At 38.2% G+C, this 13,403-nt stretch carries 9 protein-coding genes and 3 pseudogenes; 3 read left to right on the forward strand and 9 right to left on the reverse strand.

The genetic code is table 11. The features are described from left to right. The first annotated feature begins 12 nt into the window (after positions 1–12). Positions 13–1,432, forward strand: a pseudogene (locus ACJ5H0_RS16675) (L-serine ammonia-lyase). A gap of 359 nt (positions 1,433–1,791) precedes the next feature. Here the strand turns inward: ACJ5H0_RS16675 and ACJ5H0_RS16680 are convergent. Next, the gene (locus ACJ5H0_RS16680) at positions 1,792–2,637 is read right to left on the reverse strand and encodes a prephenate dehydrogenase (protein WP_411250686.1); all 846 of its coding nucleotides are present in this window, start codon (positions 2,635–2,637) and stop codon (positions 1,792–1,794) included. 429 nt (positions 2,638–3,066) lie between these two features. On the opposite strand from ACJ5H0_RS16680, the gene ACJ5H0_RS16685 reads away from it, so the two are divergent. Continuing rightward, on the forward strand, positions 3,067–4,059 hold the full coding sequence (locus ACJ5H0_RS16685; protein ID WP_411250688.1) for a hypothetical protein: 993 nt from the start codon (positions 3,067–3,069) through the stop codon (positions 4,057–4,059). 169 nt (positions 4,060–4,228) lie between these two features. On the opposite strand, the pseudogene ACJ5H0_RS16690 reads toward ACJ5H0_RS16685, so the two are convergent. The 8 genes and pseudogenes from ACJ5H0_RS16690 to ACJ5H0_RS16725 form a co-directional block, all read right to left on the reverse strand. Continuing rightward, positions 4,229–6,503 (reverse strand): annotated as a pseudogene (locus ACJ5H0_RS16690) (cation:proton antiporter). Between the two features lie 104 nt (positions 6,504–6,607). Further along, positions 6,608–6,997 carry a hypothetical protein gene (locus tag ACJ5H0_RS16695; RefSeq protein WP_172277016.1) on the reverse strand — a complete coding sequence of 130 codons (390 nt, stop codon included), beginning with the start codon at positions 6,995–6,997 and terminating at the stop codon, positions 6,608–6,610. A gap of 107 nt (positions 6,998–7,104) precedes the next feature. Beyond that, on the reverse strand, positions 7,105–7,815 hold the full coding sequence (locus ACJ5H0_RS16700; protein WP_273647309.1) for a LytR/AlgR family response regulator transcription factor: 711 nt from the start codon (positions 7,813–7,815) through the stop codon (positions 7,105–7,107). Continuing rightward, entirely contained in the window at positions 7,793–8,563 is a 771-nt protein-coding gene (locus tag ACJ5H0_RS16705; protein WP_172277022.1) for a histidine kinase, read from the reverse strand. The genes ACJ5H0_RS16700 and ACJ5H0_RS16705 overlap by 23 nt, the downstream gene beginning before the upstream one ends. 26 nt (positions 8,564–8,589) lie before the next feature. Next, the gene (locus ACJ5H0_RS16710) at positions 8,590–8,961 is read right to left on the reverse strand and encodes a hypothetical protein (RefSeq protein WP_411250692.1); all 372 of its coding nucleotides are present in this window, start codon (positions 8,959–8,961) and stop codon (positions 8,590–8,592) included. Continuing rightward, positions 8,961–10,154 (reverse strand): alanine dehydrogenase, encoded by a 1,194-nt coding sequence (locus ACJ5H0_RS16715; RefSeq protein WP_411250694.1) that lies wholly within the window; start codon positions 10,152–10,154, stop codon positions 8,961–8,963. Before ACJ5H0_RS16715 ends, ACJ5H0_RS16710 begins: the two co-directional genes overlap by 1 nt. A 71-nt stretch (positions 10,155–10,225) precedes the next feature. Further along, positions 10,226–10,633 (reverse strand): tRNA (adenosine(37)-N6)-threonylcarbamoyltransferase complex ATPase subunit type 1 TsaE, encoded by a 408-nt coding sequence (gene tsaE / locus ACJ5H0_RS16720; protein ID WP_345989845.1) that lies wholly within the window; start codon positions 10,631–10,633, stop codon positions 10,226–10,228. Further along, the gene (locus ACJ5H0_RS16725) at positions 10,634–11,203 is read right to left on the reverse strand and encodes a hypothetical protein (RefSeq protein ID WP_411250696.1); all 570 of its coding nucleotides are present in this window, start codon (positions 11,201–11,203) and stop codon (positions 10,634–10,636) included. It lies immediately after the preceding gene. Between the two features lie 183 nt (positions 11,204–11,386). Here ACJ5H0_RS16725 and dnaG point away from each other — a divergent pair. Beyond that, positions 11,387–13,370: pseudogene (gene dnaG, locus ACJ5H0_RS16730) on the forward strand (DNA primase). Positions 13,371–13,403 lie beyond the last annotated feature (33 nt).

A 13,403-nucleotide genomic window follows, 5' to 3' on the forward strand; every position in this document is an offset into this window, starting at 1 on the left:
GATGAATCTTTTATGGAATCAATATCAGTATTTGAGATTATTAAAGTTGGTATAGGCCCGTCCAGTTCGCATACGATGGGACCATGGAATGCAGCTTCTGCATTTATCAGAATTATAAAAAGAGAAAGATCGATCGCAGAGGTGAAAGAGGTCTTTCTTGAATTTTTCGGTTCTTTAGCAAAAACCGGGATAGGACATGGTACAGATATCGCGGGAATGCTGGGATTAAATGGTGAGGATTACAAGACTATCAATACTTCAAAAATTGATGAGAAAATTGAGAAAATAAAAAGAGATGAGATCATCAATCTGGGTGGAGAAAAAGAAATTCCTTTTGTCTACGGCTATCATCTGGTTCTCAATATGCAAAAATCCCTCGATTTCCATCCGAACGGGATGATTTTCAGAGCCGTTTTCGAAGATGGAACCGAACTGGTTCAGGACTTCTATTCCGTAGGAGGAGGATTCATTGCAAGCCAGGAAAAAAAATTCGATCCAAAAGCATTGTGTCCGCACATTATACCCTTGTCATCACGGTTCAGATGTTATAAAATATTGTGATAAGTTAGGGCTTGAGAAGTTTTCAGACCTGATCATGATCAATGAAGAAAGCTGGAGAACCCAGGAAGAAACCAGACAGGAAGCATTGAATATCTGGACACAGATCAAAGAATGCATCTACAAAGGAGTCAACAAAGAAGGAATTTTGCCTGGTGGGTTAAATGTAACCAGAAGGGCAGCCGGAATCAACAGAAAACTTTTAGGGGATAAAATATATAAGAATATTGACGAATGGTTTCAGCTGGTAGTAGATGCCGAAGAAAATTTCACCAATATCAATAAATGGATTGCCTGCTTCGCTTTGGCTGTCAATGAAGAGAATGCAAGCTTCGGAAGGATCATCACAGCACCTACAAACGGGGCGAGTGGCGTTATTCCTGCCGTTTTAATGTACGCTCAGGCTTTCACTCCATTTACGAGTGAGGATGATATTGTAAGATTCTTACTGGTTGCCGGAGAAATCGGAACCCTGTTTAAAAAGAATGCGACGATCTCCGCGGCTATGGGAGGATGTCAGGCTGAGGTTGGAGTATCTTCTGCTATGGCGGCAGCGGGACTTACTGAAATTTTAGGCGGAAGTGTAGGACAGGTGCTGATGGCGGCTGAAATAGCTATGGAACATCATTTAGGTCTTACCTGTGATCCGATCAAAGGATTGGTTCAGATTCCGTGTATTGAAAGAAATACGATGGGAGCGATGAAAGCGATCACCGCAGCAAATATCGCTCTTGAAAGCGATCCTGCAAAAGCCAGGGTAACTTTGGATGAAGTTATTCAGACGATGTGGGAAACAGCCCAATCGATGAGTGACCGTTTTAAAGAAACTTCGGAAGGAGGGTTGGCTATTGCAGTCAATGTTCCGGAGTGCTAGAAATATTTGTCACAAAAGTAATTTTTCTTTTAAACAGGCAGTTTTAAAGCTCTATAAGTTAAAAAGATGTACTTTTCATTAGTGACCTAGGAAACGTAGGCGTTAAGAAAATGAATGCTGTGAACGTTAAAAAAATTCTACTGTCTGAGTGCGGAGAGAAAAAGTTAATAATAAACATACTTCAAATCCGCACGAGTTATAGAATTTTTAGAGAACAGGATTCATTTTTAGCCGCAGTTTCCAGTCTTGAATTTTTGTTTCTTTTGTTTCAAGACAAAAGAAAAGATACAGTCAATTACTAAAGTTACGATGGATGATTCTCCTTCATCGAAATAATAAAGAAAAATATTCAAAGAGGATTACTTATCCAGTATTCCTCTTATTTTATTAGCATTGGAGATCAGCTCCGTTAAATATTCGTAATTCTCTTTTTCCAGAGCTGCTTTAAACTTGCGTAGCTGCGAAATATGTTCATTAAGGACATCCAGAACATTTTCTTTATTTTGTTTAAAGATCGGAACCCACATTTCCGGATGGGATTTGGCTAGTCTTACCGTACTCGAGAAACCCGAACTTGCCAGCTGAAAGATGGTGTCTTCCTCTTTTTCTTTTTCCAATACAGTGTTGGCTAAGGCGTAGGATGTAATGTGAGAGATATGAGAGATGTACGCGGTATGGACATCGTGGTCTTCAGCATTCATATAAATGAGGTGCATATCCAGGCCTTCTACAATTTTCTGAACAAGGGCAAGAGCGTCTTCTGCGGATTCTTCTTTGTTGCATATCACCCCGGCTTTTCCTGAGAAGCTCTCTGCAACGGCTGATTTCGGTCCGCTGTTTTCCGTACCCCACATCGGGTGGAAAGCTACAAACCTCGACCTGTTCGGGTGATCTTTTACGCCGTTTACAATTCCTGCTTTGGTGGATCCTGCATCCATTACCGTTTGGGTGCATGATACCAGATCTAAAACTGTAGGTAAAAGCTTTCTCGCGGAATCAACCGGAATAGCAATAATCACAAGATCGGAATTCCTGATTCCATATTCCAGGTCTACCTTGGCATCGATGATATGTAAGCTTAATGCTTCATCAAGGTGCCTGCTGCTGTTGTCTATTCCGTAGATAAAATCGGCAATTCCTTTTTCTCTCAACTTTAAAGCGATAGAGCCTCCAATGAGACCTACACCGACAATACTTATTTTCATGTTCTTTTCATTTTAAAATAAAAAACCCCGTCCTAGGACGAGGTTGTATATCATATATAAGAATCTCTATCCCAGATCTGAGTTAAATATTCTGTAGTAATATGTTCCGTTATTTGTAATCACGAAGCGAAGGTATAAAATATTTTTGAAATGATAAATATGATTTCGATAGAAAGTTTTGCTAGTGGGGAAAGACTTTTGGTTTTATAATGCGACGAGTTTTATTACTATTGCAAATCACGACATTTTATATCTTTAGAATAAGAAGGTTATAGATCAAAAAATTACCTGGAACTTTTGGATAAGATTGTAGTTTTATGATGTTTAATCACGCGAAATGACCTGTGCGGTGGCAAGGAATATAAAGAAGAGTTTGAAAAACAAATATTTTTCTGCAAATTCATTACTTTAGAGACTTAAAAATTACTAATGAAAATACTGTATGGCCTTGTTGTTTTACTATTCTTGACGGGAAACCTTTATTCACAGGAAATAATCAATCAATTCAAAAATAGGATAGACTTCAATATGTTAGATAATATTGTCAAATTGACTTCTGATGACAGCATTTTTGTGAGTAACTCCAAACACTATGATATTAACAACTATACTGATACTAAAGATTTTTATTTCTATGACAGTAAAACAAAAAATAAAATGTTTTCCAATGGATACCAGGTTGCTTATCCTTTTGTTGGAAAAACGGCAGTAGTAAAATATAAGGGACATTGGGGCTTGATTGACAGAGCCGGAAAATTTATCCATTATACTGATTTTGAAGGGGAGGTTAAGCTTTCATCTTATGAGAAATATGTAATGTTTGGAGACGCAATGTATGACATGCGTAATGGAATCTCACATGAAAATTTTATTTATTGTGCTGAACCTGAAACGCCGCATTATTTTATAGCCAAAACAAAAAATGGAACTTATATTCTTACTAAGAAAGCAGGAGACCAATCAATTTTTAAAGCTGAAATGGATTCTATAATTCCCCAAAATCATTTGATATATAGAGGGAATACGATATGTAATTTATTGATTTTAAAAAAGAAAAATAAATACGGTTTATATTTACCGGATGGAACCGAGATTCTTAAAGTACAGTATGAAAAAGCTAAATTTTTAGGAGATTATTTTATGCTATATCATAATAAACGTTGGAATTATTATACGTATACAGATAATAAATTGAACTTAATTACTTCAACAACATTTGAATGTAATACGGCTGCTTATCAAAAGAATATTATTGGAGTATTTAAAAAAGATAATAAGTATAATCTCTTACATATTAATGGAGAGATATTGCCTTCAGGTTTTGATTATATTAGTGATAATGCAACCTACGGAGTAGACAGGAATTCAATTGTTATATTCGATATAAATGGACGATACCATAAGTACATAGATGCAAATTAACTCTGTTAATTGTATTAGTTTTTTAGGATATATTCCAGATTCGGCTAACATACTGATAGAAAGAATAGGTTTAAAAATTTATTTAATTATAAAAATAAGAACAAAAAAGACCGGCTCTACAGCCGGTCTTTTTTATGGGTACGAACCATACAAGTGCTAACCGAACCTGTTATGGATTGGATATAATAAGAGCAGAAGGGATATCGGATAGCCAGATACTTTTGGTATCAATTAATCCTTTCCAGCTTTTACTGCTGATGAGCATAAGATCCTGGGAGCTTAAAAACTCCTTTTCGATCTTTTTCTCGTTATATAGAGTGATGTGATTAGGGGCAACCTGTTCAATGCTTCTGATGAGTTCTTTCACCTCGATATTATTCCTGATCTGTCCTGCGACATCCAGAATGATGATCTGCGAATTATTATTGTTGATCAGCCTCTTGGCGTATTCCAGTAAGTAGAAATCGCTGAGGTTGAAGATCGGAACAAATACTTTATCAGCACTTTTGAAATCTTTTTCTACCAGAACTCCTACCGGGATATTGGTTTTATCAAGGATTTGTAAAGTGAAATCGTCAAAAGGGGAGTTGTTGAAAATATATCCTTTTCCTTTTACGGTATTCAGGAGTTTTTCCGGGTTGATGATCTTCGTGGTGAAACCCAGCAGCCTGCCTAGTAGACTTCCTTCATACATCGATTTTCCAAGCATGATTAAAAGGAGGTCGTAATTTCCTTTGTTTGAAATGCTGGTGAGATCGTTTTCAATATCCGTAGATGCTTTGAAAAGGGTCGTGACTTCAAGTTTCAGGTCGTGGGAGGTTTCGATTACATTTTTAAACTGCTCATTCTCGTATTCATTGATGTCATAGGCATGCATTTCCTCGACAGGAGCAATATTCATGGCAGTAATGCTTTTGTTGCCATTCATTTTATTGGTAAAATCATGGGCGAGTTTTAATAACGTACTTCCCGATTCAGGATTGTCAAATGAAAGCAAAACACGGTATTTCGAATCATGATGCCCATTTGGGATATTTTCATCCTTTTTAGATTTAAAAAGATAATTGAAAAAATCCAGTGCCGGTCCGGTCATAAAGGTGGTGAACAAAGCCATGATCACCAGCATGGCGAAAATTTCGGGACCCAGAACACCGAGGTCATATCCGATATTCAGAACGATAAGTTCCATTAATCCCCGGGTATTCATCAAAGCACCGATCGTTAAGCTGTCTTTCCAGTTGATCCCGAGGAATCGTGCAGCTAAAGCACTTCCTGCAAATTTTCCGGCTACAGCAATCAGAATTATAAATCCGGCTGTCATCCAAAGGTGTCCGTCATTGAGCAGTCCGATCTGTGTCCGGAGTCCTGTAAATACAAAGAATAAAGGAAGTAAAAGAACCAGGGCCACATCTTCGATTTTATCGATGAACATCGTACGGAATTTGGCGTTCTCAGGCATAATAGCTCCTGCCATAAAGGCTCCGAACAAAGCATGGATTCCGATCACTTCCGTTACATATGCAGAAAGAATAAGCGTTAAAAAAAAAGATGGCGACCATCGGTTTGTTGATGGTGTTTTTACCCGCCTGCAGATCACCGATCCTCTTGAGGAACGGCCTTACGATCTTGATCATAAAAAAGACATAACCTATGGCCATTAAGATCACGTAAATCGAACTGGCAAAAGATCCGGCTTTTACAATAGCGATCACGGCTGCAAGGATACACCATGCGGTAATATCATCTGCTGCGGCACAGGTAATAACGATGGTTCCCAGTTTGGTTTTCTGCAGATTTCTCTCCTGGACGATCCTTGCCAGTACCGGAAAGGCGGTAATGCTCATTGAAATAGCAATAAATAAGGCAAAAGAAGTAAACTGGATACCATCCGGTGCAAATTCTTGATAGATGAAATAGGAGAGTCCGATACCCAGTGCAAAAGGAATAATGATACTGGCGTGGCTGATCACTACGGCATCATGCGCCTTTTTTCTTAAGACGCTAAGGTCAAGTTCCATACCAACGATATACATGAACAGGATCAGCCCGATTTGGCTTAAAAACTGTAAATTCCCAAGGGATTCTTTTGGAAAAAGAAAGGATGAAAACTCCGGAAAGTACATTCCCAGTAATGAAGGTCCCAGAACAATACCGGCAATCATTTCTCCGATCACCGTCGGCTGTTTTATTTTCATGCAAATCCATCCGAATAACCGGGCGACCAGGATGATGGTAACGATTTGTGCCAGCAGTAAAGTCAATGGATGATGAAGGTTGGCTTTAAATGATTCTATAAAGTTATCCCAGGTAGATCCTGAAATTGTTTTTACAACAAGATTTTCTTTTACCTCCAATGTCTGTCCTTCAATAATGAAGAAGTACATCAGGCAAGAGAAAACAGCGATCGTAACTGCATAAAAAATAATATTTCTGTATTTCCCCAAATTCATAATCCGTTATTTTAGTGTAAATTTCTAAAGAATATATGGATGACAGATATTATTTTTTGTAAAATGTAATAAATGCCATAAATAATGTAATGAAAAATCTATTTTAAAGAATATCCAAGCCCAATTCCTACTTTCCAGCTGCCATTTTGTGTTGAAGTCTTGGTATTATAGTACACCGGAACCTGAAGGGCTATCTTTTTGTAGACAAAAGTAAGGCCTGCCCCCAGGTTAGGAGTTACAGCATTGTTTTTCGTCCCTTCTGACCGGTCTTCTTTGATCCGTAGGGAAGGAAGCATTCCTACAATAAATTTTGTATGGCGCCAGGTGATGTTGATATTCGGTCCCGTAAAATTGATGAAAGCCCCATGATCCACATATCCGGCTGCTGCCACTCCGTCAAAAAATGCGGCTTTCACTTGAGAAGTAGATTCCTGGGAAAAACAACATCCGGATATGAGAATTCCACATGCATAAAAAAATCTTTTCATGATCAAGCATTTAATCAGATGTAAAAGTACACGGACTGATCATTGTAAAAAGGAGCCTGTAATGAAAGACCTGAATTCTGCAGCGAAAACCGGATCATTTGAAGGATCTATTTTCCGAACATTTCCATCAGAGCGCTTTTATAGGTATCTCCGATCTGAAGTTTCAGGAAATTGTCATCTTCCGCAGGAATTGTGGTAATGATCTCGTTGGTTGAAAATACTTTGATGGAAGACAATGCGATGATCTCTTTTTTATTGACCTGGGCGAAATCTTTAGCAGGAAGCATGTCCAGAAGATTCTTAAAATTGAGGTTTTTAAGGACGATATTGGTTCCGTCGTTGAGAATAATATCTTTATCGCGGCTGTCGATCTCCGAGGTTTTAATATAAGCAATCTGCTCTGTGAAAATGATGGTTTTCCCGATATTCGTATTCCATTCGATAAAGTCTTTCTTCTGTGGGCTGTTGACCAGTTCCTTCGCCTTTTCAAAAGCCTGAATGAGTCTTTCTTTTTTAATAGGTTTACGCACATAATCCACCACATTAAGATCGAACGCTTCGGCGGCATATTCTTTATATGCTGTCGTGAAGATGATCTTTTTAGAATCTGAAATCAATTCTGCTACCTGAAGGCCCGTCATTCCCGGCATTTCAATGTCCAGGATGCATACGTTACAGTCGATGGAATGAATTTCGCTGAGGAAAATTTTAGGATCGTTAAAAGCCTTTACCACCTCTACATGATCAATCTGTTCACATAGAAGCTTTAAATAGCTTATCGCCAGCAATTCATCATCAAGAATAACGCACTTTATCATAGAACTCTCCTAAATTAATTTGTAATTCTGCTGTGAAGATCCCGTTTTTGGAACTTTTTTGAAGCTGATAATGCGTGTTATAGATCATCTTCAGCCTTTGATCCAGGGATTGGCTTCCGAATCCGCTTTTTTCTTTTTCCAGAACGTTTTTCAGAGAAGCCTTGTTGATTACCTTCATGGTGTAGATCCCGTTTTCCAGCTCCAGATATATGGATATAAAAGAATCCTGGGCTAAAAAATCTGTATGTTTAAAAGCATTTTCTATCAGGTCCACAGAAATCAGCGGGGCAAATACTTTCTCTTCAAAGATACGGTCGGATTTATCGATTTTGGATTTGATCCTGAAATCAAAAAGAGGGTTGATCTTGATCTTATTGATTTCAATAAGGCTTAAGGCAAAAGTGAGTTCTTCCTTCGGGCTTACGAATTTATTATTGCTTTCGTATAAGATATAATCCAGCACGTTCGCCAGCTTATCCAGGGACATATAGGTCTGGTAAGCGTGAGACTGAACGGAATTGAGGATATTTTTAAACAGATGCGGATTCAGCTTGGTACCAATGTGTTCCAGCTGAACTTCATTCAGTCGCTGCTCAATCAGCTTATTCGTTTCCGACAGCTTGGTATTTCGTTGTTTGAATTTTTTATTCTGGCCAAACAGGTAGATGCTTACCGTAAGAAAAAAGAAAATAGCAAAGACTCCAATGAATATCAGATAATCATGAATCATGTAATAATTGCCATCCATGGTTGTTTTCTTTAAATAATACCTGCTTATTTCAGTTTTTTAAGGCTGTTCAGCGTTACCGTTTCCTCACATTTTTCATATCCGATCTCGTAGGTCGGATGGGTTTCCGGATAGATCAGTATATATTCCGGACATGGTTTTTTCTGAGCATGGCTGCGGTCGAAATCTACTCTTCCTTTGGTGATAATACTGTCTTTCAGAAATTTTTCATCAATCTTTAAGGTTTTCATTTCATTACTGAATGTCTCTGAATACTTAAAATCCTTGGAAAGCGTTTCAGCAATAACACGGCTGTTGGGCAAATACCCCGAGCAGCTTGCCCCTTTTTTGTTTAATATAAAAAATACGATAATAAGCCCCGGAATAAGGCCGATTAAATAAAACTTCAGTTTTTTCATTAGAAAATTAAAAGATTGATATCATGATAAGTAAGCCCGAAACGGTCGCAGATGATCTTTTTCGTATGTCTTCCTTTATACATATAAAGACTTTGCTTCATTTCATTTTTGCGGATCAGCATATTTTCAAAGCCACCTTCCTCATCGTAATTTAAAATGTAGGATAAAAAGAAATTAGAAATAGCCTTTGTTGTCGTTCTCGGCATTTTTGACGTAAGATTCGGAAGACCGCAATGGATCACTCCGTGTCTGATAATATAAGGCTCATCCATGGTAGTAAGTTCCGAAGTTTCGATCACTTTACCATTGTCGATGGTGATATCTATGATTACACTTCCTTTTTTCATTTTCATTACCATATCTTCCGTAACGATCGGCTGCATATTCAATCTCGGAAGGGCTCCGATCACAACATCTGCACGTCTTAAAGCTTTACCCAGCTCTTTAGGATCGATAATAGAAGTAGGAACACGGCTGTCTACGATGGTATGAAGTCGGCGTAGTTTCGATAGGGAATTATCAAAAACCCTTACACTGGCCCCTAAACCGATAGCTGCTTTAGTGGCAAATTCGCCCACGATTCCTGCTCCAAGGATCAGGACTTCCGAAGGTCTCACACCTGTAATTCCACCCAGCATAAGGCCATTGGATAAAGCCAGCAATTCCGATGCATACAGGATGGAAACGGTTCCGGCAATTTCACCTACCAGTCTTACCAGGGCAAGCTGCTTGTATTCGTCGATAATAAATTCGAAAGCGATTGCATTGATTTTTTTCTCAGCAAGCTTCAGGAAATATTCTTTCTCTCTTAAATTGATCTGAAGGGCAGAAACCAGATACGTATTTGGCTTCATATAATCAATTTCTTCCTCAGTAGGAGGGTTGATCTTTAAAATCAAATCCTGTCCGAAAGCTTCTTTGGGATCTGTAGTGATCTTCGCTCCTGATTCGGAGTACTGTAAATCTGTAAAAAAAGATCCTACTCCGGCTCCCGATTCGATAATGATTTCGTGGCCGTGATCTACCAATACCTGCACTGCATCAGGAGTGATACAGGTTCTTCTTTCGTGAAGACACGTTTCTTTGGGAACACCAATACTAAATTGTTTACCCTTCTTTATAACTTCCAGTTTTTCCTCTTTCGGCATCAATTCTTCTTCAGTAAAAGGAGTGAAAATATTTGTAGTACTCATTCTTTACATTAATTATGTCTTACAGATAAATGTTTTTATAATCAAATTTAGTAAGCAAAGATACATAATATTTACTCGAAAGTGATTTCTCTGCTTTCACCGGTATTTAAAATGCTCATTGAGTGATATTCCAGGCCGTACAGGTCTTCTTCATACACTTCCGGCCATTCGATAATGCATAGATAAGCATTGTCCAGATATTCCTCAATACCGATATCATACACCTCGTCAATATTTTTCAGACGGTAAAGATCAAAGTGAAAAATTTTTCCTTTGGGACTGCTGTACTCATTGACAATAGAATAGGTTGGGGAGCTTACCTCATCCTCACTTCCCAGGTTTTTAAGCAAAAACTGTGTAAATGTTGTTTTTCCTGCTCCCAGGTTTCCTTTTAGCAAAAGAATAGGGTGCTGCAATTGAGGAATAATTTTTTCCACTACAGCCTGCCAGTCTTCGATTTTATTGATTTTCAATTCCATTTATGATGTATAGTTTAATATATTGTTTCGGGCTTCCTTGGTCATTAAACCCTGTTCTACGTAAAAGTTAAGCTGATTGGATATTTGTAAAAGTTCTCCTGGTTGTTTTATCTGAAACAGAACTTTCCTTTCCTCATTATCCAAAAGTCTGATTTTTAAATAATTATTGCAGCCTTGGGAAAAAGCACCGTCAGCACCGTTCCTGATAATGAACCTTCCCCTATGATCATTTTGTACAATTTCGACATACTTTAGATTTTGCGTCAAAAAAACCTCATTGTCGATGGTAATTTTTTCTTTTTCAAAAATAAGTTTTCCTTCCATTCGACCTTTTAGCTGTTCCGGAAACCAGACATTAATAAAACCTCCGATGAAGGCAATAAACATAGGTATTCCTATGATCCATGCGAACCAGCCCGGAATTTCCTTTTCCGGAACTTTGAGTATATAAAGCACAAAAGCAACAGTCAGGAAAGGGATACCTATTAAAATATAAATTAATCTTTCCCTTGTCCATACAAAACCGTTGGCAGGTTTGTAGATATTAAAAGCTTTATAATCTTCAGCCATACATGAAACTTTTATTGAGAATGCGTTCAACCAGGCATCCTGTCATTCATCCGGGTGTCATTTTTCATTTGTCAAATTTAGCCTAATTATTTTATTTAGATCGAACACGAATTTTATCAATTTTAGGAATTTCACGAAGGGGGATTTTTTTGTTTTACAATAGAAATATTATACTTTTACACCATGATTTCCAAACAGACCATTGATAAGATATTCTCCACGATCCGGGTAGAAGAGATTGTGGGTGAATATGTGCAGCTGAAACGGGCAGGGTCTAATTATAAAGGACTCAGTCCCTTCCACGAAGAAAAATCTCCCAGTTTTGTCGTTTCTCCGAGTAAGCAGATCTGGAAGGATTTCTCTACAGGAAAAGGAGGAACTGCGATTTCCTTCCTCATGGAAATTGAAAACTTCACCTATCCCGAAGCGCTTCGCCATGCTGCCAAAAAATACGGAATTGAAATTGAAGAAGATCAGCGCGAGTTTTCTGAAGAAGCTAAAAATGCCCAGTCTGAAAGGGATTTATTATATAAAATTCATGAAGTGGCCAATGATTATTTTCAGAATTTCCTTTGGGAGGCTGAAGAAGGAAAATCCATTGGACTCGCTTATTTCAGGGAGCGTGAGCTGAAAGATGATATCATAAAAAAAATTCCAGCTGGGGTATTCTCCTGAAAAGAAAAATGCCTTTACGGCGTATGCTTTAGAGAAAGGATATTCTAAAGAAATTCTGGAGAAATCAGGACTCTCTATTTTTCCTGAAAATGCACCGAATGGAATTGACCGTTTTCGTGAAAGGGTCATCTTTCCGATCCATAGCTTCTCGGGAAGGGTACTGGGTTTTGGTGCCAGGATCCTTAAGAATAATGTAAAAACAGCAAAATACCTCAATTCCCCGGAAACGGAGATCTACCATAAATCGAATGTCCTTTATGGATTAAACCAAAGTAAGCAGGCTATTTCCAGGAAAAACGTCTGTCTTTTGGTGGAAGGATATATGGACGTGATTTCCCTTCATCTTTCCGGAATTGAAAATGTGGTGGCAAGCTCAGGAACTTCCCTGACGACAGAACAGATCAAACTGATCAAAAGACTTACGGAAAATGTAACCATTCTCTTTGATGGAGATAATGCCGGAATTAAAGCCAGTTTCCGGAGTATTGATATGTTGCTGACAGAAGGAATGAATATCCGAGTTCTTTTATTTCCTGAAGGAGATGACCCGGATTCCTTTGCCAGAAAACATCCGCAGGACTACGTGGAAAAATTCATCGAAAATGAGGCGATGGATTTTATTGATTTTAAAGCTGAAATTCTTTTAAAAGAAGCAGGAGGTGATCCTATTAAAAAAGCCGAGGCGATCAGGAACATCGTTAAATCCGTAGGGTTTGTTCAGAATGCCTTGAAAAGAGAGGTTTACTTAAAAGAAGTTTCCAATAAATTCGGACTTTCCGAACAGAGTTTGTTTAATGAACTGGATGTCCAGAGGCAGATTACTCAAAATCAGAACCAGCATGTTCAGCAGCAGAAAGAAAATATTCCTGTTAAAATGGATATTGTTCCTCCGGATGAGGATAAAGGGGATCCTTTTCTGTATGATGTCTTGTTTATGGAGAGTAAGCTTGTGGATCATATGCTAATGTTTGGAGATGTTGTTTTAAAAAGAACGGACGCTAATAATGAGGAGTATCAGATCACGGTCATTGAAGAAATTCTGCACCATTTTGAGGAAGAGCAATATCAATTTTTGGTAAAAGGAAATGAGATCATCATTAATCAGGTTAAAGAAGGCATCCAGCAGGATGAACTGAGAAGCGGGAATTTTTTCGTATCTTTTATGGACGAGCAGATCACCTCGAAGGTAGTAGATGCGTTAATTCCATTGGATGAGCTTGAAAACTGGGCTTCCCGGAATATTTATCCTCCCAATTACGGGGATAAAGTGGCAGAGCAGATAAAAGGTGACGTCTTGCTGCATAAATACCGGTATATCGACTACCTGATCAAAGAAACGGCTAAAGAGCTGGATCAATACAGCGGAAAAGATGAAGGAAAATATTTTGAACTGATCAAAAAGATCACCTTATTGAAACAGGCGTCAATGAAACTCAATGATATTATCGAATACTCACCCATTAAAGGGATTTATAGAGACAGCAAAAGATAATTTTCAGACAAACTGTTGGCGGGGCATTAATCA

The organism is Chryseobacterium proteolyticum (assembly GCF_046591535.1).
GTDB lineage: Bacteria > Bacteroidota > Bacteroidia > Flavobacteriales > Weeksellaceae > Chryseobacterium > Chryseobacterium proteolyticum.

What these genes read in the sequence shown, in the direction of transcription:
- ACJ5H0_RS16680 (WP_411250686.1), bottom strand. Translation starts at nt 2,637, where the DNA reads ATGAAAATAAGTATTGTCGGTGTAGGTCTCATTGGAGGCTCTATCGCT.
- ACJ5H0_RS16685 (WP_411250688.1), top strand. Translation starts at nt 3,067, where the DNA reads ATGAAAATACTGTATGGCCTTGTTGTTTTACTATTCTTGACGGGAAAC.
- ACJ5H0_RS16695 (WP_172277016.1), bottom strand. Translation starts at nt 6,997, where the DNA reads ATGAAAAGATTTTTTTATGCATGTGGAATTCTCATATCCGGATGTTGT.
- ACJ5H0_RS16700 (WP_273647309.1), bottom strand. Translation starts at nt 7,815, where the DNA reads ATGATAAAGTGCGTTATTCTTGATGATGAATTGCTGGCGATAAGCTAT.
- ACJ5H0_RS16705 (WP_172277022.1), bottom strand. Translation starts at nt 8,563, where the DNA reads ATGGATGGCAATTATTACATGATTCATGATTATCTGATATTCATTGGA.
- ACJ5H0_RS16710 (WP_411250692.1), bottom strand. Translation starts at nt 8,961, where the DNA reads ATGAAAAAACTGAAGTTTTATTTAATCGGCCTTATTCCGGGGCTTATT.
- ACJ5H0_RS16715 (WP_411250694.1), bottom strand. Translation starts at nt 10,154, where the DNA reads ATGAGTACTACAAATATTTTCACTCCTTTTACTGAAGAAGAATTGATG.
- tsaE (WP_345989845.1), bottom strand. Translation starts at nt 10,633, where the DNA reads ATGGAATTGAAAATCAATAAAATCGAAGACTGGCAGGCTGTAGTGGAA.
- ACJ5H0_RS16725 (WP_411250696.1), bottom strand. Translation starts at nt 11,203, where the DNA reads ATGGCTGAAGATTATAAAGCTTTTAATATCTACAAACCTGCCAACGGT.